Source organism: Allobosea sp., assembly GCF_036675845.1.
Taxonomy (GTDB): domain Bacteria; phylum Pseudomonadota; class Alphaproteobacteria; order Rhizobiales; family Beijerinckiaceae; genus Allobosea.
In genome coordinates this window covers 1-24186 of sequence record NZ_JAKFED010000044.1, presented here as the reverse complement: position 1 = coordinate 24186, position 24186 = coordinate 1, and the positions used below count along the sequence as shown (strand labels likewise).

At 66.7% G+C, this 24186-nt stretch carries 35 protein-coding genes; 34 read left to right on the top strand and 1 reads right to left on the bottom strand.

The annotated features are described in order from the left end of the window. The 34 genes from V6M56_RS04425 to V6M56_RS04260 form a co-directional block, all read left to right on the top strand. The coding region (locus tag V6M56_RS04425) for an EF-Tu C-terminal domain-related protein (RefSeq protein ID WP_465247577.1) at positions 1-160 on the top strand (160 nt) is incomplete at its 5' end. A 70-nt stretch (positions 161-230) separates the two neighbouring features. Further along, positions 231-539 (top strand): 30S ribosomal protein S10, encoded by a 309-nt coding sequence (gene rpsJ, locus V6M56_RS04420; RefSeq protein ID WP_043237115.1) that lies wholly within the window; start codon positions 231-233, stop codon positions 537-539. Between the two features lie 122 nt (positions 540-661). Next, complete coding sequence (gene rplC, locus V6M56_RS04415) at positions 662-1387, top strand: 50S ribosomal protein L3 (protein WP_332681617.1); 726 nt, start codon at positions 662-664, stop codon at positions 1385-1387. Next, entirely contained in the window at positions 1387-2007 is a 621-nt protein-coding gene (rplD, locus tag V6M56_RS04410) for a 50S ribosomal protein L4 (RefSeq protein ID WP_332681615.1), read from the top strand. Before rplC ends, rplD begins: the two co-directional genes overlap by 1 nt. Beyond that, on the top strand, positions 2004-2312 hold the full coding sequence (locus V6M56_RS04405; RefSeq protein WP_332681614.1) for a 50S ribosomal protein L23: 309 nt from the start codon (positions 2004-2006) through the stop codon (positions 2310-2312). The genes rplD and V6M56_RS04405 overlap by 4 nt, the downstream gene beginning before the upstream one ends. 15 nt (positions 2313-2327) lie before the next feature. Continuing rightward, positions 2328-3170 carry a 50S ribosomal protein L2 gene (gene rplB, locus V6M56_RS04400; protein ID WP_332681613.1) on the top strand — a complete coding sequence of 281 codons (843 nt, stop codon included), beginning with the start codon at positions 2328-2330 and terminating at the stop codon, positions 3168-3170. Between the two features lie 8 nt (positions 3171-3178). Continuing rightward, positions 3179-3457, top strand: coding sequence for a 30S ribosomal protein S19 (gene rpsS, locus V6M56_RS04395; protein WP_332681610.1), 279 nt, complete (start codon positions 3179-3181; stop codon positions 3455-3457). A 3-nt stretch (positions 3458-3460) separates the two neighbouring features. Continuing rightward, the gene (gene rplV, locus V6M56_RS04390) at positions 3461-3844 is read left to right on the top strand and encodes a 50S ribosomal protein L22 (protein WP_332681609.1); all 384 of its coding nucleotides are present in this window, start codon (positions 3461-3463) and stop codon (positions 3842-3844) included. Between the two features lie 10 nt (positions 3845-3854). After that, entirely contained in the window at positions 3855-4565 is a 711-nt protein-coding gene (rpsC, locus tag V6M56_RS04385) for a 30S ribosomal protein S3 (protein WP_332681607.1), read from the top strand. 18 nt (positions 4566-4583) lie between these two features. Then, entirely contained in the window at positions 4584-4997 is a 414-nt protein-coding gene (gene rplP, locus V6M56_RS04380; RefSeq protein WP_332681606.1) for a 50S ribosomal protein L16, read from the top strand. 10 nt (positions 4998-5007) lie between these two features. After that, on the top strand, positions 5008-5220 hold the full coding sequence (rpmC, locus tag V6M56_RS04375) for a 50S ribosomal protein L29 (RefSeq protein ID WP_316021092.1): 213 nt from the start codon (positions 5008-5010) through the stop codon (positions 5218-5220). Between the two features lie 11 nt (positions 5221-5231). Further along, positions 5232-5474, top strand: a complete 243-nt coding sequence (gene rpsQ, locus V6M56_RS04370) for a 30S ribosomal protein S17 (RefSeq protein ID WP_332681604.1) — start codon at positions 5232-5234, stop codon at positions 5472-5474. Between the two features lie 106 nt (positions 5475-5580). Continuing rightward, a complete protein-coding gene (gene rplN, locus V6M56_RS04365) occupies positions 5581-5949 on the top strand; it encodes a 50S ribosomal protein L14 (RefSeq protein ID WP_066480057.1) in 369 nt (122 codons plus the stop codon). After that, a complete protein-coding gene (rplX, locus tag V6M56_RS04360; RefSeq protein WP_066480055.1) occupies positions 5949-6266 on the top strand; it encodes a 50S ribosomal protein L24 in 318 nt (105 codons plus the stop codon). The genes rplN and rplX overlap by 1 nt, the downstream gene beginning before the upstream one ends. Continuing rightward, positions 6259-6825 (top strand): 50S ribosomal protein L5, encoded by a 567-nt coding sequence (gene rplE / locus V6M56_RS04355; RefSeq protein ID WP_332681595.1) that lies wholly within the window; start codon positions 6259-6261, stop codon positions 6823-6825. The genes rplX and rplE overlap by 8 nt, the downstream gene beginning before the upstream one ends. Positions 6826-6861: 36 nt before the next feature. After that, positions 6862-7167, top strand: a complete 306-nt coding sequence (rpsN, locus tag V6M56_RS04350) for a 30S ribosomal protein S14 (protein WP_332681593.1) — start codon at positions 6862-6864, stop codon at positions 7165-7167. A 12-nt stretch (positions 7168-7179) separates the two neighbouring features. Next, positions 7180-7578, top strand: coding sequence for a 30S ribosomal protein S8 (gene rpsH, locus V6M56_RS04345; RefSeq protein WP_332681591.1), 399 nt, complete (start codon positions 7180-7182; stop codon positions 7576-7578). A gap of 35 nt (positions 7579-7613) precedes the next feature. Then, a complete protein-coding gene (rplF, locus tag V6M56_RS04340) occupies positions 7614-8147 on the top strand; it encodes a 50S ribosomal protein L6 (RefSeq protein WP_332681589.1) in 534 nt (177 codons plus the stop codon). 11 nt (positions 8148-8158) lie between these two features. Continuing rightward, the gene (rplR, locus tag V6M56_RS04335) at positions 8159-8521 is read left to right on the top strand and encodes a 50S ribosomal protein L18 (protein ID WP_332681588.1); all 363 of its coding nucleotides are present in this window, start codon (positions 8159-8161) and stop codon (positions 8519-8521) included. A 130-nt stretch (positions 8522-8651) separates the two neighbouring features. Continuing rightward, positions 8652-9215: a 30S ribosomal protein S5 gene (gene rpsE, locus V6M56_RS04330; RefSeq protein ID WP_332681586.1), complete on the top strand. Its 564-nt coding sequence runs from the start codon at positions 8652-8654 to the stop codon at positions 9213-9215. Between the two features lie 10 nt (positions 9216-9225). Then, the gene (gene rpmD / locus V6M56_RS04325; protein ID WP_332681584.1) at positions 9226-9420 is read left to right on the top strand and encodes a 50S ribosomal protein L30; all 195 of its coding nucleotides are present in this window, start codon (positions 9226-9228) and stop codon (positions 9418-9420) included. Between the two features lie 12 nt (positions 9421-9432). Then, positions 9433-9912, top strand: a complete 480-nt coding sequence (gene rplO, locus V6M56_RS04320; RefSeq protein WP_332681582.1) for a 50S ribosomal protein L15 — start codon at positions 9433-9435, stop codon at positions 9910-9912. A gap of 93 nt (positions 9913-10005) precedes the next feature. Then, the gene (secY, locus tag V6M56_RS04315) at positions 10006-11343 is read left to right on the top strand and encodes a preprotein translocase subunit SecY (protein WP_332681580.1); all 1338 of its coding nucleotides are present in this window, start codon (positions 10006-10008) and stop codon (positions 11341-11343) included. Then, complete coding sequence (locus V6M56_RS04310; protein WP_332681578.1) at positions 11343-11924, top strand: adenylate kinase; 582 nt, start codon at positions 11343-11345, stop codon at positions 11922-11924. Before secY ends, V6M56_RS04310 begins: the two co-directional genes overlap by 1 nt. 74 nt (positions 11925-11998) lie before the next feature. After that, entirely contained in the window at positions 11999-12301 is a 303-nt protein-coding gene (locus V6M56_RS04305; protein ID WP_332681575.1) for an alkylphosphonate utilization protein, read from the top strand. Positions 12302-12575: 274 nt separating this feature from the next. Continuing rightward, entirely contained in the window at positions 12576-13772 is a 1197-nt protein-coding gene (locus tag V6M56_RS04300) for an ABC transporter substrate-binding protein (RefSeq protein ID WP_332681573.1), read from the top strand. A gap of 446 nt (positions 13773-14218) precedes the next feature. Continuing rightward, positions 14219-14587 (top strand): 30S ribosomal protein S13, encoded by a 369-nt coding sequence (gene rpsM, locus V6M56_RS04295; protein WP_332681572.1) that lies wholly within the window; start codon positions 14219-14221, stop codon positions 14585-14587. Positions 14588-14759: 172 nt separating this feature from the next. Then, positions 14760-15149 (top strand): 30S ribosomal protein S11, encoded by a 390-nt coding sequence (gene rpsK / locus V6M56_RS04290; RefSeq protein WP_043237079.1) that lies wholly within the window; start codon positions 14760-14762, stop codon positions 15147-15149. Positions 15150-15240: 91 nt separating this feature from the next. Next, complete coding sequence (locus V6M56_RS04285; protein ID WP_332681530.1) at positions 15241-16257, top strand: DNA-directed RNA polymerase subunit alpha; 1017 nt, start codon at positions 15241-15243, stop codon at positions 16255-16257. A 113-nt stretch (positions 16258-16370) separates the two neighbouring features. After that, positions 16371-16790 carry a 50S ribosomal protein L17 gene (rplQ, locus tag V6M56_RS04280; RefSeq protein WP_332681528.1) on the top strand — a complete coding sequence of 140 codons (420 nt, stop codon included), beginning with the start codon at positions 16371-16373 and terminating at the stop codon, positions 16788-16790. Between the two features lie 307 nt (positions 16791-17097). Then, positions 17098-18363: a Glu/Leu/Phe/Val family dehydrogenase gene (locus tag V6M56_RS04275; protein ID WP_332681527.1), complete on the top strand. Its 1266-nt coding sequence runs from the start codon at positions 17098-17100 to the stop codon at positions 18361-18363. A gap of 362 nt (positions 18364-18725) precedes the next feature. Beyond that, positions 18726-20156 (top strand): DegQ family serine endoprotease, encoded by a 1431-nt coding sequence (locus V6M56_RS04270; protein WP_442881078.1) that lies wholly within the window; start codon positions 18726-18728, stop codon positions 20154-20156. Positions 20157-20262: 106 nt separating this feature from the next. Further along, on the top strand, positions 20263-21582 hold the full coding sequence (locus tag V6M56_RS04265) for a replication-associated recombination protein A (RefSeq protein WP_332681526.1): 1320 nt from the start codon (positions 20263-20265) through the stop codon (positions 21580-21582). A gap of 229 nt (positions 21583-21811) precedes the next feature. After that, on the top strand, positions 21812-22690 hold the full coding sequence (locus V6M56_RS04260; RefSeq protein ID WP_332681525.1) for a DMT family transporter: 879 nt from the start codon (positions 21812-21814) through the stop codon (positions 22688-22690). Between the two features lie 60 nt (positions 22691-22750). Here the strand turns inward: V6M56_RS04260 and V6M56_RS04255 are convergent, their stop codons facing one another. Then, positions 22751-24106, bottom strand: coding sequence for a hypothetical protein (locus V6M56_RS04255; protein ID WP_332681524.1), 1356 nt, complete (start codon positions 24104-24106; stop codon positions 22751-22753). Positions 24107-24186: the final 80 nt, after the last annotated feature.

Genomic DNA, 24186 nt, shown 5'->3' with positions numbered 1-24186 from the left:
GCATCTGCCGGAAGGCACGGAAATGGTGATGCCGGGCGACAACATCTCGATGGAAGTGCACCTGATCGTGCCGATCGCGATGGAAGAGAAGCTGCGCTTCGCCATCCGCGAAGGCGGCCGCACCGTCGGCGCCGGCGTCGTCGCCTCAATCCTCGCGTAACGCTGGCTGATCTGAGGGCGAAGGCCCTTTGCGGGCCTTTGCCTTTTCACGTCACGGAGATAACAAGACCATGAACGGTCAGAATATCCGGATCCGCCTCAAGGCGTTCGACCATCGCATCCTCGATGCGTCGACGCGCGAGATCGTCTCGACCGCGAAGCGGACCGGCGCGCAGGTGCGCGGCCCGATCCCGCTGCCGACGCTGATCGAGAAGTTCACCGTCAACCGCTCGCCGCACATCGACAAGAAGTCGCGCGAGCAGTTCGAGATGCGGACCCACAAGCGGGTTCTCGATATCGTCGACCCGACCCCACAGACGGTCGACGCCCTCATGAAGCTCGATCTCGCCGCCGGCGTCGACGTCGAAATCAAGCTTTAAGTTGTCGATGGTCTGAACGACGAAGCGATATCCACTTCGTCGGACCATCTACGGATCAATCATCGGGTCCTCTGTTTCCGGTTCATCCGGATGGACATGACCCCAAGGGAAGGTGTGCACCGATGCGTTCCGGTGTGATTGCACAGAAAGTCGGGATGACCCGCATCTTCACCGATGCCGGGGAGCATATCCCGGTCACCGTGCTGAAGCTCGATAACTGCCAGGTCGTCGCGCATCGCACGATCGAGAAGAACGGCTATGTCGCCGTGCAGCTCGGGTCGGGCTTGGCCAAGGTCAAGAACGTCTCGAAGGCGCAGCGCGGCCATTTCGCCGTCGCCAAGGTCGAGCCGAAGCAGAAGATCGTCGAGTTCCGCGTCAGCGACGACGCGCTGATCCCGGTCGGCGCCGAGCTCACCGCCGACCATTTCGTGGTCGGCCAGTTCGTCGACGTCAGCGGCACGACGACCGGCAAGGGTTTTGCCGGCGGCATGAAGCGCTGGAACTTCGGCGGCCTGCGCGCCACCCACGGCGTCTCGGTCTCGCATCGCTCGATCGGTTCGACCGGTGGTCGCCAGGACCCGGGCAAGACCTTCAAGAACAAGAAGATGCCCGGTCACATGGGTGTCGATCGCGTGACCACGCAGAACCTGCGCGTCGTCCAGACGGACGTCGAGCGCGGCCTGATCCTGGTCGAGGGGGCGGTCCCCGGCGTCGCCGGCGGCTGGATCCACGTCCGTGACGCGATCAAGCGCGCCTTGCCGAAGGACGCTCCGCTGCCGGGCAAGTTCAAGGTCGTCGGCGGCGACAGCCAGGCTCCTGCGGCCGAGACGGTTGAGGAGAACGCGTGATGAAGCTCGATATCACCACTCTCGAAGGCGGCACTGCCGGCTCCCTCGAGCTCTCCGACGCGATCTTCGGCCTCGAGCCGCGCGCCGACCTGCTCGCCCGCATGGTGCGCTACCAGCTCGCCAAGCGCCGCGCCGGGACGCACAAGACCAAGGGCCGCAGCGAGGTCGATCGGTCGCGCAAGAAGATCTACAAGCAGAAGGGCACCGGCGGCGCTCGCCACGGCGCAGCTTCGGCCCCGCAGTTCCGCGGCGGCGGCAAGGCCTTCGGGCCGGTGGTGCGCGACCATGCGCACGACCTGCCGAAGAAGGTGAAGGCCCTGGCCCTGCGCCATGCGCTCTCGGCCAAGGCCAAGGACGCCGGCCTGATCATCATCGACGACGCCAAGCTGGCGGAGCCGAAGACCAAGCTGTTGCTCGGCCATTTCAGCAAGCTCGACCTGTCGAGCGCGCTGGTGATCGGCGGCGCCGAGATCGACGTGAACTTCGGCCTGGCCGCGCGCTCGATCCCGAATGTCGACGTCCTGCCGGTCCAGGGCATCAACGTCTATGACATCCTGCGTCGCGACAAGCTCGTGCTGACGCGCTCGGCTGTCGATGCGCTGGAGGCGCGCTTCAAATGAGCCAGTCCAAGAACCTGGATCCGCGGCACTACGACGTGATCGTCAGCCCCGTGATCACCGAGAAGGCGACCATGCTCTCCGAGCACAACAAGGTCGTCTTCGAGGTTGCCAAGACCGCGACCAAGCCGCAGATCAAGGCGGCGGTCGAGAAGCTGTTCGACGTCAAGGTGAAGAGCGTCAACACGCTCGTCACCGAGGGCAAGGTCAAGGTCTTCCGGGGCCGGCTGGGCCAGCGCTCGGACGTCAAGAAGGCGGTCGTGACCCTCGAGGAAGGTCACTCCATCGACGTGACCACCGGCCTGTAAGAGAGGATCGACAACATGGCTTTGAAGCATTTCAAGCCGGTCACGCCGAGCCTTCGCCAGCTCGTGATCGTCGACCGGAGCGAGCTCTACAAGGGCAAGCCCGTCAAGGCGCTGACCGAGGGCAAGTCGTCCTCGGGCGGCCGCAACAATCTCGGCCGCATCACCGTCCGCTTCCGCGGCGGTGGTCACAAGCGGACGCTGCGCCTGATCGACTTCAAGCGTCGCGGCAAGCCCGGCATGCCGGCGACGGTGGAGCGGATCGAGTATGATCCGAACCGCAGCGCCTTCATCGCGCTGATCAAGTACAGCGACGGCGTGCAGTCCTACATCCTGGCGCCGCAGCGCCTGGCCGTCGGCGACAGCGTCGTCTCCGGCGACACGGTCGACGTCAAGCCCGGCAACGCCGCCCCGATGGGCGCGCTGCCGATCGGCACGATCGTCCACAATGTCGAGCTCAAGATCGGCAAGGGTGGCGCGCTGGCGCGTTCGGCGGGCAACTACGCCCAGATCGTCGGCCGCGACCAGGGCTATGTCGTGGTTCGCCTGAACTCGGGCGAGCAGCGGCTGATCAGCGGCCAGTGCTATGCGACTGTCGGTGCGGTTTCGAACCCGGACCACATGAACCGGAACGACGGCAAGGCCGGGCGCTCGCGCTGGCTGGGCCGCCGCCCGCACAACCGTGGTGTCTCGATGAACCCGGTCGACCATCCGCATGGCGGCGGCGAAGGCCGCACCTCGGGCGGCCGTCATCCGGTCACGCCCTGGGGTCTGCCGACCAAGGGCAAGAAGACCCGCTCGAACAAGCGGACCGATACGTTCATCGTGTCGAGCCGTCACGCCCGCAAGAAGAAGAACTGAGGTCCGTCATGGCGCGTTCGCTTTGGAAAGGTCCGTTTGTCGACGGATACCTTCTGAAAAAGGCCGAGGTCGCCCGTTCGGCGACCCGGCAGGAAGTCATCAAGATCTGGAGCCGACGCTCCACGATCCTGCCGCAGTTCGTCGGTCTGACGTTCGGCGTCTACAACGGCCACAAGCATGTGCCGGTGAACGTCTCCGAGGAGATGGTGGGCCACAAGTTCGGCGAGTTCTCGCCGACGCGCACCTTCCACGGTCACGCCGCCGACAAGAAGGCGAAGAGGAAGTAAGCCATGGGAAAGCCCTCCGCCCCCCGTGCGCTGCCTGAGAACGAGGCGATTGCGGTTGCCCGCAACCTCCGCGTCAGCCCGCAGAAGCTGAACCTTCTCGCCCAGCTCATTCGCGGCAAGAAAGTCGCGACCGCGCTCGCCGATCTCGAGTTCTCGCGCAAGCGGATCTCGCTCGACGTGCGCAAGTGCCTGCAGAGCGCGATCGCCAACGCCGAGAACAACCATGATCTCGACGTCGACGATCTCGTCGTCGCCCAGGCCTTCGTCGGCAAGGCGCTGGTGATGAAGCGCTTCCATGCCCGCGCCCGCGGCCGTGGCGCCCGCATCATGAAGCCCTTCGCCAACATCACGATCGTGGTGCGCGAAGTCCAGGCGGCCAAGGCCTGAGGAGAGAACGATGGGTCAGAAAATCAATCCGATCGGCCTTCGTCTCGGCATCAACCGGACCTGGGATTCGCGCTGGTTCGCCCAGAAGGGCGAGTACGGCAAGCTGCTGCACGAGGACATGGCGATCCGCGCCGCCCTGATGAAGCTGCTGAAGCAGGCTGCCGTCTCGAAGATCATCATCGAGCGCCCGCACAAGAAGTGCCGCGTCACCATCCACTCGGCACGGCCGGGCGTGGTGATCGGCAAGAAGGGCGCCGACATCGAGAAGCTGCGCAAGGCGGTGATGAAGCTCACCAAGGCCGATGTCACCATCAACATCGTCGAGGTGCGCAAGCCCGAGATCGACGCGACCCTGGTCGCCGACTCGATCGCGCAGCAGCTCGAGCGCCGCGTCGCCTTCCGTCGCGCCATGAAGCGGGCCGTCCAGTCGGCCATGCGTCTGGGCGCCGAGGGCATCCGCATCAACTGCTCGGGGCGCCTCGGCGGGGCCGAGATCGCGCGCCTGGAATGGTATCGCGAGGGCAGGGTGCCGCTGCATACGCTGCGCGCCGATGTCGACTACGGGGTCGGCACCGCCTTCACGACCTATGGTACGTGCGGCATCAAGGTCTGGATCTTCAAGGGCGAGATCCTGGAACACGACCCGATGGCCCAGGACAAGCGCATGTCCGACGAAGGCAGCCGCTCCGGCGGTCGCGATCGTCGCGACCATGCCGCGTAAGGCTGATCGAGAAGAGCCATGTTGCAACCGAAGCGAACCAAGTTCCGCAAGCAGTTCAAGGGACGCATCTCCGGCGTCGCCAAGGGCGGCACCGACCTCAATTTCGGCCAGTTCGGCCTGAAGGCGTTGATGCCGGAGCGTGTCACCGCCCGCCAGATCGAAGCGGCTCGCCGCGCGATCACGCGTGCCATGAAGCGCGCCGGCCGCGTCTGGATCCGGATTTTCCCGGATGTGCCGGTGTCGAAGAAGCCTACCGAAGTCCGCATGGGCAAGGGCAAGGGCGCGCCCGAGTACTGGGCAGCCAAGGTCAAGCCCGGCCGGGTCATGTTCGAGATCGACGGCGTCGCCGAGGACACCGCCCGCGAGGCGCTGCGTCTCGGGGCGGCCAAGCTGCCGATCAAGACCCGCTTCATCCAGCGCATCGCCGAGTAAGGAGGGCGACATGAAAGCTACGCAACGCCTGTCCGACCTCAAGGTCATGAGCACGGACCAGCTCCAGGACGAGCTCCTGAAGCTGAAGAAGGAGCAGTTCAACCTGCGTTTCCAGCGCGCCACCGGTCAGCTCGAGAACACCTCGCGCGTCACCGAGGTCCGCAAGGAGATCGCCCGCATCAAGACGCTGCAACGGTCGAAGACCGTCGCCGCGAGCGCCTGAGGAGTCAGACCATGCCGAAGCGCGTGCTGCAGGGTGTCGTCGTCAGCGACAAGCAGAACAAAACTGTTGTGGTAAAGGTGGAGCGGCGGTATACGCACCCGCTCCTCAAGAAGACGGTTCGCCGCTCGAAAAACTACCACGCCCACGACGAGGGCGAGGTGGCGAAGATCGGTGAGCAGGTCTGGATCGAGGAATCGAAGCCCATCTCGAAGTTGAAGAGCTGGGTTGTGCTCGACGGCGCGCCGAAAGCGTAAAGTCATTTGAGGCCAGGGGGCGATCGACCCCCGTCAGTCGTAGTCCGGGCGGGCGGAAAGCCCCCGTCCGGAAACCGCGCTGATATGGAATGGAAGGATCAAGGCCATGATCCAGGTGCAGACGAATCTCGAGGTTGCCGACAATTCCGGCGCCCGCCGCGTGATGTGCATCAAGGTTCTCGGCGGCTCGAAGCGGCGCTATGCCCGCATCGGCGACATTATCGTGGTCTCCATCAAGGAAGCCATCCCGCGCGGCCGCGTGAAGAAGGGCGACGTCATGAAGGCGGTCGTCGTTCGCACCGCCAAGGACGTCAAGCGCCCCGACGGTTCGGTGATTCGCTTCGACCGCAATGCGGCCGTGCTGATCAACAACCAGAAGGAGCCGGTGGGCACCCGCATCTTCGGACCGGTTCCGCGCGAGCTGCGCGCCAAGAACCACATGAAGATCATTTCGCTCGCTCCCGAGGTGCTGTAATGGCTGCGAAAATCAAGAAGGGCGACAAGGTCGTCGTGCTCGCCGGCCGCGACAAGGGCAAGGACGGCGAAGTCCTCCAGGTTCTGCCGAAGGATGGCCGCGCCGTCGTGCGCGGCGTGAACCTGGTCAAGAAGCACACCAAGGCCACGGCCCAGTCCGAGGGCGGCATCATCAGCAAGGAGGCCACGATCGACCTGTCGAACCTGGCCGTCGCCGATCCGAAGGACGGCAAGCCGACCCGCGTCGGCTTCAAGGTGCTCGATGACGGCCGCAAGGTCCGTTTCGCCAAGCGTTCGGGGGATCTGATCGATGGCTGAGAATCAGCAGGCGGCCCTGACGCCGCGTATGAAGAAGCATTACGAGGACGTCGTCCGCCCGGCGATGATCGCCGAGTTCGGCTACAAGAACGTCATGGAAGTGCCGACCATCGAGAAGGTCGTCATCAACATGGGCATCGGTGAAGCGACTGCCGACCGCAAGAAGGTCGACAACGCTGCTGCCGACCTCGCCATGATCGCCGGCCAGAAGCCGGTCATCACCAAGTCCCGCCTCGCCATCGCCGGCTTCAAGCTGCGCGAGAACATGGCGGTGGGCTGCAAGGTCACGCTGCGCAAGACCAAGATGTTCGAGTTCGTCGACCGGCTCGTCACCATCGCCTTGCCGCGCGTGCGCGACTTCCGTGGTCTCAACCCGAAGTCGTTCGACGGGCGCGGCAATTTCGCGCTCGGGATCAAGGAGCACATCGTGTTCCCCGAGATCAACTACGACAAGGTCGACCAGGTCTGGGGTATGGACGTGATCGTCTGCACGACTGCGAAGTCGGACGACGAGGCTCGCGCCCTGCTCAAGCACTTCAACTTCCCGTTCCGGCAGTGAGCCTCACCGCTCATACGCGGAAACCAGGAGAAATCGATGGCTAAGAAAAGCTCCGTCGAGAACAACAACCGCCGCAAGGCGCTCGTGAAGAAATTCTCGGGCAAGCGCGCGCGTCTTCTCGCGATTGCCAATGACGAAAGCCAGTCCATGGACGAGCGCTTCCTCGCTCGCCTCAAGCTGGCCGAACTGCCGCGCAACTCGGCTGCCATTCGCGTGCGCAACCGCTGCGAAGTCACCGGCCGCCCGCGGGCGTTCTACCGCAAGCTGAAGATGTCGCGCGTTGCTCTGCGCGAGCTCGGCAACAAGGGGCTGGTTCCCGGCCTCGTCAAGTCGAGCTGGTGAGGAGGTAGCGTTATGGCGATCATCGATCCGCTCGGAGATATGCTGACCCGCATCCGCAATGCGCAGATGCGGCGCAAGTCCCGCGTTTCCACCCCTGGCTCGAAGCTGCGCGCCCGCGTGCTCGACGTGCTCCAGGCCGAGGGTTACATCCGCGGCTACACCCAGACCGAGTTCGGCAATGGCCGGACCGAGTTCGACATCGAGCTCAAGTACCATGAGGGCCTGCCGGTGATCCGGTCGATCTCTCGGGTCTCGAAGCCCGGCCGCCGTGTCTATTCTTCGGTGGAGACGATGCCGCGCGTGGCCGATGGCCTCGGCGTGACCATCATCTCGACCCCGAAGGGTGTCATGCCCGATCACCTTGCCCGCGAGCAGAACGTGGGCGGCGAAGTGCTCTGCAAGGTCTTCTGACCTTTCGCGCACAGCTGCTCATCAGGAGAAATCCAATGTCTCGTATCGGTAAGAAGCCCATTCCGGTCCCGGCTGGCGTCACTGCCAACGTCGCGGGCCAGGAGGTCAAGATCAAGGGTGCGAAGGGCGAGATGTCCTTCGTGGTGCCCGACGACGTCTCGGTCGCGCTGGACAACGGCGCCATCGCCGTCCAGCCGCGCTCGCAGAGCAAGCGCGCCCGCTCGCTCTGGGGCACTTCGCGCGCCCGCATCAACAATCTCGTGATCGGCACCACCGCCGGCTTCGAGAAGAAGCTCGAGATCAACGGCGTCGGCTACAAGGCCGCCGTCACCGGCAAGATCCTGAAGCTCTCGCTCGGCTACAGCCACGACATCGACTATCCGATCCCTGCCGGGGTCGCGATCGTGACGCCGAAGCCGACCGAGATCGTGATCTCGGGCATCGACAAGCAGGTCGTCGGCCAGACCGCCGCGGAAATCCGCGACTATCGCGGCCCCGAGCCCTACAAGGGCAAGGGCGTCAAGTATGCCGGCGAATTCATCTTCCGCAAGGAAGGGAAGAAGAAGTAAGGACGCCAGCCATGAGCAAGCAGACAGAAAACACTGCGCGCCGCCGGGCTCGTGTCCGCCGCGCCATCAAGGCGGTCGCCAATGGCCGCGCCCGCCTGTCGGTGCACCGCACCGGCAAGCAGATCTACGCCCAGGTCATCGACGACGGGAAGGGCCTGACGCTCGCTTCCGCCTCGTCGCTGGACAAGGACATCCGCGCCGACATCAAGTCGGGCGCGAACGTCGAGGCTGCGGCCGCGATCGGCAAGATCATCGCCGAGCGCGCGCTCAAGGCCGGCGTCAAGGAAGTGGTCTTCGACCGCGGCTCCTATATGTACCATGGCCGCGTCAAGGCGCTGGCCGAGGCGGCTCGCGAAGGCGGGCTGAGCTTCTGACGTTCAATACCCGCGGGACGCGGAGGGTCGGACCGACCCTCCGCGCTTCGCATTGTTAAGGCCGCCCCGTCCGGGGCGCTCGAGCGAGCGGCGGGCTTACAGGCCCGGTCCGCGCAAGTAAGAGGATGACATGGCGAGAGAACCTCGTGACCGTCAGGATCGCGACGACCGCGATTCGGAATTCGTGGACCGGCTGGTCCACATCAACCGCGTCGCCAAGGTGGTGAAGGGCGGGCGTCGCTTCGGCTTCGCCGCGCTCGTCGTCGTCGGCGACCAGAAGGGCCGCGTCGGCTTCGGCCACGGCAAGGCCCGCGAAGTGCCCGAGGCGATCCGCAAGGCGACGGAAGCCGCCAAGCGCGGCCTCGTCCGCATCCCGCTGCGCGAAGGCCGCACGCTCCATCACGACGTCCACGGCCGCCACGGCGCCGGCAAGGTCGTGCTGCGCGCCGCCCCGGCCGGTACCGGCATCATCGCCGGCGGCCCGATGCGCGCCGTCTTCGAGGCGGTCGGCATGCAGGACGTGGTGTCGAAGTCGCTCGGCTCCTCGAACCCGTACAACCTCGTGCGCGCCACGTTCGACGCGCTGAAGAACGAGGATTCGCCGCGCAGCGTCGCCGCCCGGCGTTCGCTCAAGGTCTCGGCCCTGCAGACGCGTCGTCGCGATGCCGGCACCGATGCCGCGGCCGAAGCGTGAGGAGGGTTCGATGGCAAAAGCTGAGAAGACCCTCACCGTCGAGCAGACCGGCAGCCCGATCCGCCGCGATGCCTCGCAGCGCCAGACCCTGATCGGTCTCGGCCTCAACAAGATGCGCCGCCAGTCGACCCTGCAGGACACGCCGGCCGTGCGTGGCATGGTCGAGAAGGTCAAGCACCTCGTCCGCGTCGTCGACGCGAAGTGAGGAGGGGCGAACATGAAACTCACTGATATCCGTGACAACGAAGGCGCGGCCAAGTCGCGCATCCGCGTCGGCCGTGGCATCGGCTCCGGCAAGGGCAAGACCGGCGGGCGTGGCGTCAAGGGCCAGAGCTCCCGCGGCGGCGTCGCCATCAAGGGCTTCGAAGGCGGCCAGATGCCGCTCTATCGGCGCCTGCCGAAGCGCGGCTTCCACAACCTGTTCGCCCGCGATCTGAATGAGGTCAATCTCGGCCGCATCCAGCAGGCGGTCGAGGCCGGCAAGCTCGACGCCAAGGGCGCGGTCACGCTCGAGGCGCTGGTCGCCGCCGGCGTGATCACCAAGGCGGCGCGCGACGGCGTCAAGATCCTCGGCGTCGGCGAGCTCAAGACCAAGCTCGCCTTCGAGGTCGCCGGCGCGTCCAAGTCGGCGGTCGAGGCGATCGAGAAGGCCGGCGGTTCGGTCAAGATCCTGACGGCTGCCGCTTCACAGGCGTGACCGCTACGCTTACATGACTGAACGCGAACGGCGGCCGGGCCTGAAGCCCTGGCCGCCGTTCGACTGTCTGACTATCACCGAAGGACCGGACGCATGGCATCGGCGGCTGAACAGCTTGCTTCAAACCTGAACTTCGCCGCCTTCGCCAAGGCGGACGAGCTGAAGAAGCGGATCTGGTTCACGCTGGGGGCGCTGATCGTCTTCCGGCTCGGGACCTATATCCCGCTGCCGGGCATGAACCCGGAAGCCGTGGCCGACCTGTTCAAGCAGACCCAGTCGGGCGTGCTCGGCATGTTCAACATGTTCTCGGGCGGCGCGGTCGGCCGGCTGGCGATCTTCGCGCTGAACATCATGCCCTACATCTCCGCGTCGATCATCGTGCAGCTGCTGTCCAGCGTGGTGCCGACCTTCGAGGCGCTGAAGAAGGAAGGCGAGCAGGGCCGCAAGATCCTGAACCAGTACACCCGCTACCTGACCCTCGTTCTGGCGCTGTTCCAGGCCTGGGCCATCGCTGTCGGCCTGCAGGGCTCGGGCAATCTGGTGCTGGAGCCGGGGCCGTTTTTCCTGGTCTCGACCACGATCACCCTGGTCGGCGGTACGATGTTCCTGCTCTGGCTGGGTGAGCAGATCACCAGCCGCGGCATCGGCAACGGCACCTCGATCATCATCTTCGCCGGCATCATCGCCGAGTTCCCGGCCCAGCTTGCCCAGACCCTCGAGCTCGGCCGCCAGGGCGCGATCTCGACCGGCCTGCTGCTGGCGGTGCTGGCCATGGCGGTCGTCGTCATCGCCTTCGTCGTCTTCGTCGAGCGGGCCCAGCGCCGGCTCCTGATCAACTATCCGAAGCGCCAGGTCGGCAACCGCATGTATGAGGGCCAGACCTCGTTCCTGCCGCTGAAGCTCAACACCGCCGGCGTCATCCCGCCGATCTTCGCCTCGTCGCTGCTGCTGCTGCCGACGACGATCGCGAGCTTCAGCCAAGCCTCTGGCGGCACGGGCATCCTGTCGACCATCGCGACCTATCTCGCGCATGGCCGGCCGCTGTTCATGATCCTCTATGCGGCGCTGATCATCTTCTTCTGCTTCTTCTACACCGCGATCGTGTTCAATCCGGTCGAGACGGCGGACAATCTCAAGAAGCATGGCGGCTTCATGCCCGGCATCCGCCCGGGCGAGCGCACCGCGGAGCATATCGACCGGGTGCTGACCCGCATCACGGTGCTCGGCGCGGCGTATTTGACTATCGTCTGCCTTATCCCGGAGATGATGATCGTTTACGCCCAGATTCCGATCATCCTGCTGGGCGGCACGTCGCTGCTCATCGTGGTGACGGTGACGATGGATACCGTGGCGCAGGTTCACGGGCATCTGCTGGCCCATCAGTATGAAGGGCTGGTCAAGAAGGCGAAGCTGCGGGGAGCCAAGCGCTGATGAGACTCATCTTCCTGGGGCCGCCGGGGGCGGGGAAGGGCACTCAGGCGACCCGTATCGTCGAGAAGCACGGCATTCCACAGCTATCCACCGGCGACATGCTGCGCGCCGCCGTCGCGGCGGGCACGCCGGTCGGCGTCAAGGCCAGGACGGTGATGGATGCCGGCGGGCTGGTCTCGGACGATATCGTCATCGGCATCGTCGCCGAGCGGATCGAGGAGCCGGACGCGAAGAAGGGCTTCATCCTCGACGGCTTTCCGCGGACGCTGGCGCAGGCCGAGGCGCTCGACGTGATGCTCGCCTCGAAGGGGCTGAAGCTCGACAAGGTGCTGGAGCTCAAGGTCGACCAGAGCAAGCTGGTGGACCGCATCGTCAGGCGGGCGGAAGACGCCAAGGCCGCCGGCCAGCCGGTCCGCAAGGACGACGACCCGGAAGTCTTCAAGACCCGGCTCGAGGCCTATAACCGCGATACGGCGATCGTCGCGCCCTATTACGAGAAGCGCGGCCAGCTCACGCCGATCGACGGCATGCAGCCGATCGATGCCGTGACCTCCGCGATCGAGACCGCGCTGACGGGCTGAGACCCGGCCCGATCGATGTTCAGATGCCGCGCGGTGCTCGCCGCGCGGCTTTTTTCTTGCGGTGGGGCTGGTCCATGGCCGATGGCGATGACGACTATGTCTATGACGAGACGACCGGCGAGTGGCGCCCGGCTTCGGAGACGGCAGCGGCCGCGGCGCTCAAGCCCGAGGTCCGCGATGCCGCCGGCAACATCCTGGCCGATGGCGATGCGGTGACGCTGATCAAGGACCTCAAGGTCAAGGGCGCCAACCAGACGCTGAAGCAGGGCACGGTGATCAGGTCGATCCGGCTGACGGACAATCCCGAGGAGATCGACTGCCGGCACGAGAGCATCAAGGGGCTGGTGCTGCGCACGGAGTTCGTACGCAAGCGCTGACACCCGCCGAAGCGCGGCGCGAGGAGGTCGAAGAGGCCCTGCGGCGCGCCTTCAGCGCTATTGATCTACAGTCGGCGGCGAGCGCGAGGCCGGTGCGCATTTGCGGCAACGCCGCCCTGCTTTCCCGCGCAGCCCGCGCGATTGACTCATCCCTGCCGCGCCACTGAACTCATCGGCGGCCCGGAGCGGCCGACAAGCGGCGCGGCGACGTTTCGAGCCATGGCGTTTCGCATGGTCCTCGAGGCCGGACCGGCCCGGACAGGGAGAAGACGCAATGAAGCCGTTGGTTTCGCTTCTGGCGATCGCCTTGCTGGCGGTCGCCCCGGCCGCGCAGGCGCAGGACGCCGTCAAGATCGGCATCCTCAACGACCAATCGGGCAATTATGCCGAGTTCGGCGGGCTCGGCTCAGTCGAGGCCGCCCGCATGGCGATCGAGGATTTCGGCGGCAGCGTGCTCGGCAAGCCGATCGAGCTCGTCGCGGCCGACCATCAGAACAAGCCCGATGTCGGCGCCGGCCTGGCGCGGCGCTGGTACGATGTCGACGGCGTGACCGCGATCGCCGACCTGACCAACTCCGCGGTCGCCCTGGCGGTGGCGGGCCTGGCCAAGGAGCGCCAGAAGGTGGCGCTCTTCAACGGGCCGGCGACGACCCGGCTGTTCAACGAGGACTGCCTCGACACCGGCTTCATGTGGACCTTCGATACCGCAACCTCCGCCAAGGGCACGGCGCTCTCGGTGCTGCGCGAGGGCGGCGACAGCTGGTTCATCATCGCCGCCGACTACGCCTTCGGCCACCAGCTCACCGCCGATATCCAGTCGATCGTCGCCGCCAATGGCGGCAAGACGCTGGGCACCGTCCGGCACCCGCTCGGCACGGCCGATTTCTCGTCCTTCCTGCTGCAGGCGCAGGCCTCGAAGGCCAAGATCGTCGCCTTCGCCAATGCCGGCACGGACACGATCAACTCGGTCAAGCAGTCGGGCGAGTTCGGCCTGGTCGATGCCGGCCAGAAGCTCGCGGCCATGGTGGTCGTGCTCAGCGACGTGCACGGGCTCGGCCTCGACAAGGCCAAGGGGCTGATCACCACCACCGCCTTCTACCATGATCGCGACAAGGCCAGTCGCGAATGGGCCGACCGCTACGCCGCCCGGATGAAGCAGATGCCCGGCATGATCCAGGCCAGCGTCTATTCCTCGGTGCTGCACTATCTGCGGGCCGTGAAGGCGGCCGGAACCGCGGCCGGCCCGGCCGTCGCAGCGAAGATGAAGGAGACGGCGGTCGACGATTTCTTCGCGCCGGGCGCCAGGATCCGCGCCGATGGCCGCCTGATGAACGACATGATGCTGGTCGAGGTGAAGGCGCCTGCCGAGTCGAAGGCGCCATGGGATTATTTCAAGATCGTGCGCAAGATCCCGGCGGCCGAGATCATCGCGCCGCTCTCGGAGAGCAAGTGCAGCCTCGTCAAGAAGTGACGGGGCAGGGGCGGGGGCGATCGTTTCAGGCCGATAGCTCGTTGATTTGCGTTGCCGTGCGGCTCGATCATATTCGCCGTCATCCTGGACAAGCGGCGAAGCCGCGCAGCTCCGGGATCCATTATGGGGAACGACGGCGCTCTATGATGGATCCTGGGACGACCTGCGGTCGCCCAGGATGACGCGGCGAGGACAATCGGGGTGGCTTTAACCGGAAGCGAGCGCTCTGTGTGGCCGCCCGGCTTGACAGCCCGGCGCTAAGCGACTAACAGCCGGCCATCCGGTTTCATGAGAGCGATGCCGACGCCTTCGCGAGAAGGGGCGGTGTCGCGTTCTTGTATGGAACAGGTTCAACGCCTCGCAAGGGCCGGCCTCCACCGGCGCGGGGTTCTTATCACCGCCGCAGGCGCCATTGGGCGCTGCGGCCGACATGGAGAGATGAGAACATGGCTCGTATCGCGGGCGTCAACATTCCGACCGGCAAGCGCGTCGTCATCGGCTTGCAGTACATTCACGGCATCGGCGCCTCCAAGGCGCAGGAGATCTGCACCAAGGTCGGCATCGCCGCCGAGCGCCGGGTCAACCAGCTGACCGACGCCGAAGTCCTGCAGATCCGCGAGACGATCGACCGCGACTACCTCGTCGAGGGCGATCTGCGCCGCGAGGTCACGATGAACATCAAGCGCCTGATGGACCTCGGCTGCTATCGCGGCCTGCGCCATCGCCGCTCGCTGCCGGTCCGCGGCCAGCGCACGCACACCAACGCCCGCACCCGCAAGGGCAAGGCGAAGCCGATCGCCGGCAAGAAGAAGTGACGTTCGGCTGAGCCGAATGTCATGGTCGGGCTTGACCCGACCATCTCGTTACGAGGGCGCCGCCGGCGCCTTCTCCTGCAAGAGATGGCCGGGTCAAGCCCGGCCATGACGCGCAGAGTACTCTCCCCAGCGCCTGGCATGACGGGCGCGCCTGAAGGATGAAAGAAAGACCATGGCCAAGGAAGCCCAACGCGTCCGCCGTCGCGAACGCAAGAACATCGTCTCCGGCGTCGCCCATGTGAACGCCTCGTTCAACAACACCATGATCACCATCACCGACGCGCAGGGCAACACGATCTCGTGGTCGTCTGCCGGCACGATGGGCTTCAAGGGCTCGCGCAAGTCGACCCCTTATGCCGCGCAGGTCGCCGCCGAGGACGCCGCCCGCAAGGCTGCCGAGCACGGCATGCGCACCCTCGAGGTCGAGGTCACCGGTCCGGGTTCGGGCCGTGAATCGGCGCTGCGTGCGCTGCAGGCCGCCGGCTTCACCGTCACCTCGATCCGCGACGTGACGCCGATCCCGCACAATGGCTGCCGGCCGCGCAAGCGTCGTCGCGTCTGAGCCGCGGATCGGATTGCGGCACCCGCAAGGGCGGGTGCCGGTACGGGGCGGCCCGCCGCCGCCATGGATTTGAAGCACCAGGAGTGCGCTCGTGATCAGCAAGAACTGGCAAGACCTGTCCAAGCCGAACAAGCTCGAAGTCAAGGTCGGGGACGACCCCAAGCGTCAGGCCACCGTGATCGCGCGTCCGCTGGAGCGTGGCTTCGGCATGACGCTCGGCAACGCGCTGCGTCGCGTGCTGCTCTCCTCGCTCCAGGGCGCGGCAGTCACCGCCGTCCAGATCGACGGCGTGCTGCATGAGTTCTCCTCGATCCCGGGTGTCCGCGAGGACGTCACCGACATCGTCCTCAACATCAAGGCCGTCGCGCTGAAGATGCAGGGCGAGGGCCCCAAGCGCATGACCCTGCGCAAGACCGGCCCGGGCATCGTCACCGCCGGCGACATCAACACCGTCGGCGACGTGCAGATCCTCAACCCCGAGCTGGCGCTCTGCACGCTGGACGACGGCGCCGAGATCCGCATGGAGTTCACGGTCAACACCGGCAAGGGCTATGTCCCGGCCGAGCAGAACCGTCCCGAGGATGCGCCGATCGGCCTGATCCCGGTCGACAGCCTGTACTCGCCGGTGAAGAAGGTCTCCTACCGCGTCGAGAACACCCGCGAGGGCCAGAACCTCGACCGCGACATGCTGACCATGCAGATCGAGACCAATGGCTCGGTTTCGCCTGAGGACGCGCTGGCGCTCGCCGCCCGCATCCTGCAGGACCAGCTCGCCGTCTTCATCACCTTCGAGGAGCCGCGCAAGGAAGAGGCCGTCTCGACCGCTCCGCAGCTTCCGTTCAACCCGGCTTTGCTCAAGAAGGTCGACGAGCTCGAGCTTTCGGTGCGCTCGGCGAACTGCCTGAAGAACGACAACATCGTCTATATCGGCGACCTGATCCAGAAGTCGGAGGGCGAGATGCTGCGCACCCCGAACTTCGGCCGCAAGTCGCTGAACGAGATCAAGGAAGTGCTCGCCACCATGGGCCTCCATCTCGGCATGGACGTCACCGGCTGGCCGCCGGAGAACATCGAAGAGCTGGCGAAGCGCTTCGAGGAGCACTACTGAGACCCCGGCGCGGGACGACCTCCCGCGCCATTCCCGCCCGGCGCAATGAGTGCCGGAGCATAAAGAACGGCCGTACCGTGGCACGGCGGCCGTAAGCAACGAAGGAGCCAATCATGCGTCACGGTTTCCGCGGCCGTCGTTTCAACCGCACGGCCGAGCATCGCCAGGCGATGTTCGCCAACATGTCCCAGGCCCTGATCAAGCACGAGCAGATCACCACCACGCTGCCGAAGGCCAAGGACCTGCGTCCGGTCGTCGAGAAGCTGGTGACGCTCGCCAAGCGCGGCGACCTGCATGCCCGCCGCCAGGCGATCGCGCAGATCAAGGACGTCGCCCTGGTCGGCAAGCTCTTCGCAGTGCTCGGCCCGCGCTACAAGGAGCGCAATGGCGGCTATCTGCGCATCATGAAGGCGGGCTTCCGCTTCGGCGACAACGCCCCGCTCGCGGTGATCGAGTTCGTCGATCGCGACGTCGACGCCAAGGGCAAGGATTCCGGCCCGGTGTTCACGGCCGAGGACGAGCAGGCGGCCTGAGCAGGCCAGCTTCTGCAGGTTTTCAAAGGGCGGCCTCCGGGCCGCCCTTTTTCTTTTGCCGGAGCCGGATTGCGGCGGCGCGCGCTGATTTCCTCCGGCGTCATGCCGCCGGAAGTCCGGGGAGGTCGGAAAGTACCGCATCCTGCCGACCGCAAGGTGACGCAGCGGCGGCGCGGTCGTTGCCTGCGGATGCGGCAGGTTGCCGCTGCAATTTCCAACCACCCGACCTGCGCCGCCGTTGCTTGTCGCGACTTTGCCTTCTGATTAAGCGATTGCCTGTTCTGCGATCACGCAACAGGAAAATTCGATGTCAGAAGACAGTCTTCTCGATCACGCGCTCGTCCGCCTGGACGATGCGGCCAGGCACCTCAATATCGACCCGGACGTGATCGAGAAGCTCAAATTCGCGCGCGAGACCACCAAGGCGCGGCTGATGATCCGCATGGATGACGGCTCGCGGAAATCGTTCCTGGCCTGGCGCTGCCGCTATGACGACACGCGCGGCCCGACCAAGGGCGGCATCCGCTTCCATCCGTCCTCGACCATCGACGAGGTCGAGACGCTGGCCTTCTGGATGACCTTCAAATGCGCCGTGATGAACCTGCCCTATGGCGGCGGCAAGGGCGCGGTCCAGGTCGATCCCCGGCTGCTGTCGAAGGCCGAGCTCGAGCGGCTGGCGCGCGCCTATATCCAGGCGTTCGCGCGCACCATCGGCCCCGATCGCGATATTCCGGCGCCGGACGTCTATACCAACGCGATGATCATGGGCTGGATGGCGGACGAATACGCCCAGATCGTCGGCCAGGCGGTGCCGGCCGTGATCACCGGCAAGCCGATCGCGCTCGGCGGCTCGCTCGGCCGCAGCGATGCGACGGCGCGGGGCGGCTATTATCTTGTGCGCCATCTCGCCGGCGAGCTGGGGCTCGGCGACGGCATGCGCGTCGCGGTCCAGGGCTTCGGCAATGCCGGCCAGTACATCGCGCGCCTGCTCGCGGCGGACGGGCACAGGATCGTCGCCGTGTCGGATTCGGAAGGTGCCGTGCTGGCGCCGGGCGGGCTCGATATCGGCGCGCTGCTCTCGGCCAAGGCGAGCGGCAAGTCGGTGCTCGCCACCGCGGGCGCAGGCGGCCATGAGAAGCTCGACCCGGAAGCGCTGATCGGCGTCGACTGCGACCTCTTGGTCCCGGCGGCGCTGGAGAACATGATCCATGAGGGCAATGCCGACAGCGTCAAGGCACGGATCATCCTGGAACTCGCCAACGGCCCGGTCACCAGCGAGGCCGACGCCATCCTCGAAAAGCGCGACGTCGTCGTCCTGCCGGACATCCTCGCCAATGCCGGCGGCGTCACCGTCTCCTATTTCGAATGGGTGCAGAACCGGCAGGGCTTCTACTGGCCGCTCGAGGAAATCCATGATCGCCTGCGGACCATCATGGAGCGCGAGGGACGGGCGATCTGGGGCGTCTCGCAGCAGAAGCGCATCTCGATGCGCACCGCCGCCTATGTTCATGCGCTGAGCCGCCTCGCCGAGGCGATCGAGGCCCATGGCACGCAGAGCTTCTTCGTGACCTGAAGACGACCGGCGCGCCGGAACGCGAAGGGGCGGTTTCTGCCGCCCCTTTTTCATGCCGACGGGCGCAGATCGGGTTGGCCGGATCGACCACGATCCGGCCATAGGTTTCGGCGATATCGCAGCGTTCGCCTTCTGGCGCATGAGCCGCGCGTCGATTGGCCTCGACGAGGCAGCTTTGGCTGGCCTAAACATTATGCATGAGGCTCGCGCCGGGGGGTTCCCCGGCAGGTCGAACGGCATGCTGCCTTCGCCCGAGGCGGGCCGCTCAGGGCGGTGCGGAATTTGCCGGTCCATGTATTTTCTTCGATAACGCGCCAATGGAAACGCAAGTGCTGTCGATTCATTTCGTGAAAGGTTCCGGCATGCCCGGTCGCATCAGGTTTCCCGGTGCGCTCCTCGCTGCCGCGCTCCTCGCCTCGACCATGCTGGCCGGCGGTTCTGCCGCGCCCGCCTTGGCCCAGGAGCGCTCTGTGCCGGAGACGCGCCAGCAGGTCGCCCTGTCCTTTGCGCCGGTGGTCAAGAAGACGGCGCCCTCCGTGGTCAATGTCTATGGCGCGCGCATCGAGCGCCGGCCGCAGAACCCGTTCATGGACGATCCGTTCTTCCGCCGCTTCTTCGGCGATGGCGGCTTCGGCGTGCCGCGCGAGCAGGTGCAGCGCTCGCTCGGCTCCGGCGTGATCGTCGACGCCGGCGGGCTGATCGTCACCAACAACCACGTCATCGAGGGGATGAGCGAGGTCAAGGTCGCGCTCGCCGACAAGCGCGAATTCGAGGCGACGATCCTGCTGCGCGACCCGCGCACCGATCTCGCCGTGCTGCGGATCAAGGCCAAGGATCTGAGCTCCCTGGAGCTGGCCGATTCCGACAAGGTCGAGATCGGCGACCTTGCGCTCGCGATCGGCAATCCGTTCGGTGTCGGCCAGACCGTGACGCAGGGCATCATCTCGGCGCTGGCGCGCACCCAGGTCGGCGTCGGCGACGCGCAGTCCTTCATCCAGACCGATGCGGCGATCAATCCCGGCAATTCCGGCGGCGCCCTCGTCGACATCCACGGCCAGCTGGTCGGCATCAACACCGCGATCTTCTCGCGCTCCGGCGGCAGCGTCGGCATCGGCTTCGCCATCCCCTCGTCCATGGTCGGCGTCGTCGTGGCGAGCGCCAAGGCCGGGGCGACGACGGTGCGCCGGCCCTGGTTCGGGGCGCGCCTGCAGGTGCTGACCGCCGATGTCGCCGACGGGCTCGGTCTCGACCGCCCGGCCGGCTCCGTCGTCGCCAGCGTGGTCGAGAAGAGCCCGGCGGCGGAAGGCGGCCTCAAGCGCTCGGATGTGATCCTGGCCGTCGACGGTGTCGCCGTCGACGATCCCGAGAGCTTCGGCTACCGCTTCGCCACGCGGCCGCTCGGCGGCGTGACCTCGCTCACCGTCCTGCGCGCCGGCAAGCGCATCGTCGTGCCGATCAAGCTCGCGGCGGCGCCCGAGACGCGGCCGCGCGACCCGGTGAAGCTTTCCGGCCGCTCGCCGCTTTCCGGCCTGACCGTGATGAACCTCTCGCCGGCGCTGGCGGAAGAGCTCTCGATCGACCTCGCCGCCGACGGGGTCGTCATCGGCGCGATCGAGGAGGGCAGCGCCTCGGCCCGCGTCGGCTTCAAGAAGGGCGATCTGATCCTCGCCATCAATGGCGAGCGCATCGCGACCTCGCGCGAGGTCGAGACCGCGACGCGCGAGCGCAAGCGCGCCTGGGAGGTGACGATCTCGCGCGGCGGCACGACCGTGACCTCGACCTTCGGCGGGTGAGGGCGGTGCCGCGCGCCTGCGTCATTCTCGGGCGAAGTGAAGCGCAGGCCCGGGAATCTCCCGCAAGAGATGCTCGGGGCAGGCCCGAGCATGACGTGTTGTCACGATGAGCGATCTCTTCGCCGCCTCCGGCCTCGACAAGTCAGGCCCGCGACCGCTGGCCGACCGGCTGCGGCCGACCACCTTCGGCGAGGTCGCGGGACAGGAGCACCTGACCGGGCCGGACGGGGTGCTGTCGCGGCTCGTCGCCTCGCGCTCGCTCGGCAGCCTGATCTTCTGGGGCCCGCCCGGCACCGGCAAGACCACGGTGGCGCGGCTGCTTGCCGGCATGGTCGATCTCGGCTTCGAGCAGATCAGCGCGATCTTCTCCGGCGTCGCCGACCTGAAGAAGGTCTTCGATTCGGCGCGCGGGCACAGGCTCGGCGGCAAGGGCACCCTGCTCTTCGTCGACGAGATCCATCGCTTCAACCGGGCCCAGCAGGACGCCTTCCTGCCGGTGATGGAGGACGGCACGATCACCCTGGTCGGCGCCACCACCGAGAACCCGTCCTTCGCGCTCAACGCCGCTTTGCTGTCGCGGGCGCGGGTGCTCACCTTCAAGGCGCTGGACGAGGGCGCGCTGCTCTTCCTGCTCGGCCGGGCCGAGGTGCTGGAGAACCGCGAACTGCCGCTGACGCCGGCGGCGCGCCAGGCGCTCGCCCGCTTCGCCGATGGCGACGGGCGGGCGGTGCTGACGCTGGCCGAGGAAATCTGGCGCGCCGCCAAGCCGGACGAGGTCTTCGACGAGGCCGGGCTCTCCGAGGTGATCCAGCGGCGTGCGCCGATCTACGACAAGGCGCAGGACGGCCACTACAACCTGATCTCGGCGCTGCACAAGACGATCCGCGGCTCCGATCCGGATGCGGCGCTCTACTATTTCGCCCGCATGCTCGATGCCGGCGAGGATCCGCGCTTCCTGGCGCGGCGGCTGGTCCGGATGGCGGTCGAGGATATCGGCCTCGCCGACCCGCAGGCGCTGGTCCATGCCCGCGCCGCGGCCGAGACCTATGAGCAGCTCGGCTCGCCGGAAGGGGAACTGGCGCTCGCCAACACCGTGATCTACCTCGCCACCGCGCCGAAATCGAACGCCGCCTACATGGCCTACAAGGCGGCGATGCGCACCGCCAAGCAGGCAGGCTCGCTGACGCCGCCCAAGACCATCCTGAACGCGCCGACCAAGCTGATGAAGGAAGAGGGCTACGGCGCCGATTATTCCTATGACCATGACGCACCCGACGCCTTCTCCGGCCAGAACTACTGGCCCGACGCGCTCGGCAGGCAGCTCTTCTACGACCCGCCGGAACGCGGCTTCGAGCGCGAGATCAGGAAGCGGCTGGAATATTGGGAGAAGCTCCGGGAGGAGCGGGGAGGCCACTCGCAGGAGTAATGCCGATCGGCCGTTACGCCATTGCGTCATTGCGAGCGCAGCGAAGCAATTCAAGGGGACGTCGAGCGCTGCCGCTCTGGATTGCTTCGCTGCGCTCGCAATGACGAAGGTTAGCCTCGAACGCCGCTGTTATAAGTCGGGGCGATGATCGCCCCGACCTGTGCATGGCGCATGGCGCTCGGCTCTGCGCAAAGGAACGGCGATGAGCGGCTTCGGCTAGATGCCGGTCATGGCCAGCCCGCCGCCCCCTCGACATCTGTTTCGCGGCATCCTCTTGATGCTGGGCGGGATCGCCTGCCTTGCCGCCTCCGATGCCGCTTCCAAGCTGCTCGCAGCCACGGTGCCGACGGTACAGATCATGTGGATCCGTTTCGTCGTGTTCGCGCCTCTGGCGGTGTTGATCGCATTGCGCGCCGCAGGGGGCGCGGGCCTGCGCTCGCGTCAGCCGTTCCTACAGGTCATGCGCGGCTTCGGCCTGCTCGGCTCTGGGTTCGGCTTCATCGCCGGGATGCAGTTCCTGCCGCTGGCCCAGGCGACGGCGGTGTTCTTCGTCGCGCCGCTGCTGGTGATCCTGCTGTCGGTGCCGTTGCTCGGCGAGGTCGCGCGCGCCCGGCAATGGGCGGCGGTCTGTCTCGGCCTCATCGGCGTGCTGATCATCGTTCGGCCCGGCTCGAGCGGCTTTCATCCCGCGCTGATCTTCCCGGTGATCTCGGCAGCCTCATGGGCCTTTGCTTTCGTGATGGCTCGGAAGATGCAGAGCGACGGCCCGCTGCTGACGCTCGCCTATTCCGCGGTCGTCGGGCTCATCGTCTGCACAGCGCTGCTGCCCTTCTCATTCGTGGCGCTCGGCTGGCGCGAGATCGGCTTCGGCCTGATGACGGCGATCTTCTTCGCGGCGGCGCAATTGCTGATCATCCTGGCCGTCCGCTTCGCCTCGGCGAACGATCTTGCGCCTTACGCCTATAGCCAGCTGATCTGGGCGGCGCTGTTCGGCTTGGTGCTCTTCGGCAATGTGCCGGATGTCTGGACGCTGATCGGAGCGGTCGTCATCGTCTTGAGCGGCCTTGCGGCGGCGTACCAGAAGCGGGGTGCCACGACCGCCGCGTGAGTGCTGCCGCCGGCCCTCGGTTGCCGTCTGGCCGGGCGCGTCCGCGGAGACGCCCCGCTCTCAGAAGCTGCGCTCGACGAAAAGCTGGGTCGAGATCTGCCGGCCGGCCAGCCCGGCCTGGATCTCGCGGCCGCTGAGCGCGATCCTCGCCCAGGCGACCGAGCTCTCGATGCCCGCCTTGAAGCCCTCGACCGGGGTCCAGACCAGGTTCGCGGCGACCCGGTCGATCCTGATCTCGCCGCGAACCTGCCCGGCGAGCGGCACTGCCAGCCAGTAGCGGCTGATGAAGGCGTTGGTCGCGATCTCGTCGGTCCATTCGCGCCTTGTCGAGACCAGCGCCGAGAAGCCGCGCGTCGGGTCGGTGCCGAGCAGCACGCGATTGACCAGGCGCCCGTCGAGCTGCGAGCCGATATAGGGCGCGGCGTCGATGCCGCCGGCGATCTGCGCCGTGAGGCTGCTCGTCGCGCCGAAGAGTTCGCTTTCATAGGTCACGCCGAGAATGCCGGCGCGGCCGAGCCGTGAGGAGCTGCTGGGCGCCTCGCGCAAGGCGAGCGCGCCGTGAACGGTCCAGTCGCCGGCTTCGTAGACCAGCCGCGCCACGCCGTCCGGGAAGGAGCGGCCGGGGCCGAGGGAGGTCACGGAGGGTGTGGTCGTTGCGCCGCTGGCCGTGTTGGTGGCGGAGCCGTTGCCTAGGGCCGTGTCCTCGAGGGAGAGCGTTGCCGTCCAGCTCGCGGTCAGCGGCAGTTCCAGCGCGATGAGGCCGACGGTGCGGGAGGGCGCGCGCGTCGAGAAGATGAATTCGTCGCCGGTCCAGAAAGAGAAGCGCGAGGTGTCGAGCCCGAAGGTCCAGGGGCCGATCAGGATCGTCGCCTCGTCAAGCGTGGTTTCGCTGACGCCGTCTACCGGGCTGTTGAGCGTGAAGCCGAAGGCGGAGCCGACGCGCAGGCCCGAGGCCAGCTCATGCGAGGTCGCGATGCGGAAGGCGGCGCTGGTCGGGAAGGTGGTGGTGGCCGAAGGCGCGGGCGGGCTGTTGCGCGAGACCTTGTAGCTGTCGCGCTGCAGGCCGGCGCTGACCGTGCCGCTGAGCGACAGGCAGGTGCCGGAGCCGGGCAGGATCAGGCCGCGCTCCGGCGGATCGCCATCGTCATCATCATCATCATCATCGTCGTCGGCCTCGTCTTCGGCGTCCGGCTCGTCCTCCTTGGAGGCCGAGGCGCCGTTGCTGCCGAAGAGGGGCGGCGTCTCGGGCAGGGCGATGGTGCAGGCGCGGGCGAAGCTGGCGGCCAGTGCCGGCCGCTTCGGCAGCGGGGCCGGCGCCGCCCAGGCGAGCGGCGGCGCGAGCGCGAGGCAGAAGACGGCGAGCAGCAGCAGCAGCCGCGTCGCCCAGATCGCGCCGGTCCCTGAAACGCTTTCCATCGATGTCCCGACAGCCGCTCCGTTCCGGGAAGTTCTGCCCGGCAAGTTCCGCCCAGCAAGTTCTGCGGCGACGCGGCGGG

What these genes read in the sequence shown, in the direction of transcription:
- rpsJ (WP_043237115.1), top strand. Translation starts at nt 231, where the DNA reads ATGAACGGTCAGAATATCCGGATCCGCCTCAAGGCGTTCGACCATCGC.
- rplC (WP_332681617.1), top strand. Translation starts at nt 662, where the DNA reads ATGCGTTCCGGTGTGATTGCACAGAAAGTCGGGATGACCCGCATCTTC.
- rplD (WP_332681615.1), top strand. Translation starts at nt 1,387, where the DNA reads ATGAAGCTCGATATCACCACTCTCGAAGGCGGCACTGCCGGCTCCCTC.
- V6M56_RS04405 (WP_332681614.1), top strand. Translation starts at nt 2,004, where the DNA reads ATGAGCCAGTCCAAGAACCTGGATCCGCGGCACTACGACGTGATCGTC.
- rplB (WP_332681613.1), top strand. Translation starts at nt 2,328, where the DNA reads ATGGCTTTGAAGCATTTCAAGCCGGTCACGCCGAGCCTTCGCCAGCTC.
- rpsS (WP_332681610.1), top strand. Translation starts at nt 3,179, where the DNA reads ATGGCGCGTTCGCTTTGGAAAGGTCCGTTTGTCGACGGATACCTTCTG.
- rplV (WP_332681609.1), top strand. Translation starts at nt 3,461, where the DNA reads ATGGGAAAGCCCTCCGCCCCCCGTGCGCTGCCTGAGAACGAGGCGATT.
- rpsC (WP_332681607.1), top strand. Translation starts at nt 3,855, where the DNA reads ATGGGTCAGAAAATCAATCCGATCGGCCTTCGTCTCGGCATCAACCGG.
- rplP (WP_332681606.1), top strand. Translation starts at nt 4,584, where the DNA reads ATGTTGCAACCGAAGCGAACCAAGTTCCGCAAGCAGTTCAAGGGACGC.
- rpmC (WP_316021092.1), top strand. Translation starts at nt 5,008, where the DNA reads ATGAAAGCTACGCAACGCCTGTCCGACCTCAAGGTCATGAGCACGGAC.
- rpsQ (WP_332681604.1), top strand. Translation starts at nt 5,232, where the DNA reads ATGCCGAAGCGCGTGCTGCAGGGTGTCGTCGTCAGCGACAAGCAGAAC.
- rplN (WP_066480057.1), top strand. Translation starts at nt 5,581, where the DNA reads ATGATCCAGGTGCAGACGAATCTCGAGGTTGCCGACAATTCCGGCGCC.
- rplX (WP_066480055.1), top strand. Translation starts at nt 5,949, where the DNA reads ATGGCTGCGAAAATCAAGAAGGGCGACAAGGTCGTCGTGCTCGCCGGC.
- rplE (WP_332681595.1), top strand. Translation starts at nt 6,259, where the DNA reads ATGGCTGAGAATCAGCAGGCGGCCCTGACGCCGCGTATGAAGAAGCAT.
- rpsN (WP_332681593.1), top strand. Translation starts at nt 6,862, where the DNA reads ATGGCTAAGAAAAGCTCCGTCGAGAACAACAACCGCCGCAAGGCGCTC.
- rpsH (WP_332681591.1), top strand. Translation starts at nt 7,180, where the DNA reads ATGGCGATCATCGATCCGCTCGGAGATATGCTGACCCGCATCCGCAAT.
- rplF (WP_332681589.1), top strand. Translation starts at nt 7,614, where the DNA reads ATGTCTCGTATCGGTAAGAAGCCCATTCCGGTCCCGGCTGGCGTCACT.
- rplR (WP_332681588.1), top strand. Translation starts at nt 8,159, where the DNA reads ATGAGCAAGCAGACAGAAAACACTGCGCGCCGCCGGGCTCGTGTCCGC.
- rpsE (WP_332681586.1), top strand. Translation starts at nt 8,652, where the DNA reads ATGGCGAGAGAACCTCGTGACCGTCAGGATCGCGACGACCGCGATTCG.
- rpmD (WP_332681584.1), top strand. Translation starts at nt 9,226, where the DNA reads ATGGCAAAAGCTGAGAAGACCCTCACCGTCGAGCAGACCGGCAGCCCG.
- rplO (WP_332681582.1), top strand. Translation starts at nt 9,433, where the DNA reads ATGAAACTCACTGATATCCGTGACAACGAAGGCGCGGCCAAGTCGCGC.
- secY (WP_332681580.1), top strand. Translation starts at nt 10,006, where the DNA reads ATGGCATCGGCGGCTGAACAGCTTGCTTCAAACCTGAACTTCGCCGCC.
- V6M56_RS04310 (WP_332681578.1), top strand. Translation starts at nt 11,343, where the DNA reads ATGAGACTCATCTTCCTGGGGCCGCCGGGGGCGGGGAAGGGCACTCAG.
- V6M56_RS04305 (WP_332681575.1), top strand. Translation starts at nt 11,999, where the DNA reads ATGGCCGATGGCGATGACGACTATGTCTATGACGAGACGACCGGCGAG.
- V6M56_RS04300 (WP_332681573.1), top strand. Translation starts at nt 12,576, where the DNA reads ATGAAGCCGTTGGTTTCGCTTCTGGCGATCGCCTTGCTGGCGGTCGCC.
- rpsM (WP_332681572.1), top strand. Translation starts at nt 14,219, where the DNA reads ATGGCTCGTATCGCGGGCGTCAACATTCCGACCGGCAAGCGCGTCGTC.
- rpsK (WP_043237079.1), top strand. Translation starts at nt 14,760, where the DNA reads ATGGCCAAGGAAGCCCAACGCGTCCGCCGTCGCGAACGCAAGAACATC.
- rplQ (WP_332681528.1), top strand. Translation starts at nt 16,371, where the DNA reads ATGCGTCACGGTTTCCGCGGCCGTCGTTTCAACCGCACGGCCGAGCAT.
- V6M56_RS04275 (WP_332681527.1), top strand. Translation starts at nt 17,098, where the DNA reads ATGTCAGAAGACAGTCTTCTCGATCACGCGCTCGTCCGCCTGGACGAT.
- V6M56_RS04270 (WP_442881078.1), top strand. Translation starts at nt 18,726, where the DNA reads ATGCCCGGTCGCATCAGGTTTCCCGGTGCGCTCCTCGCTGCCGCGCTC.
- V6M56_RS04265 (WP_332681526.1), top strand. Translation starts at nt 20,263, where the DNA reads ATGAGCGATCTCTTCGCCGCCTCCGGCCTCGACAAGTCAGGCCCGCGA.
- V6M56_RS04260 (WP_332681525.1), top strand. Translation starts at nt 21,812, where the DNA reads ATGGCCAGCCCGCCGCCCCCTCGACATCTGTTTCGCGGCATCCTCTTG.
- V6M56_RS04255 (WP_332681524.1), bottom strand. Translation starts at nt 24,106, where the DNA reads ATGGAAAGCGTTTCAGGGACCGGCGCGATCTGGGCGACGCGGCTGCTG.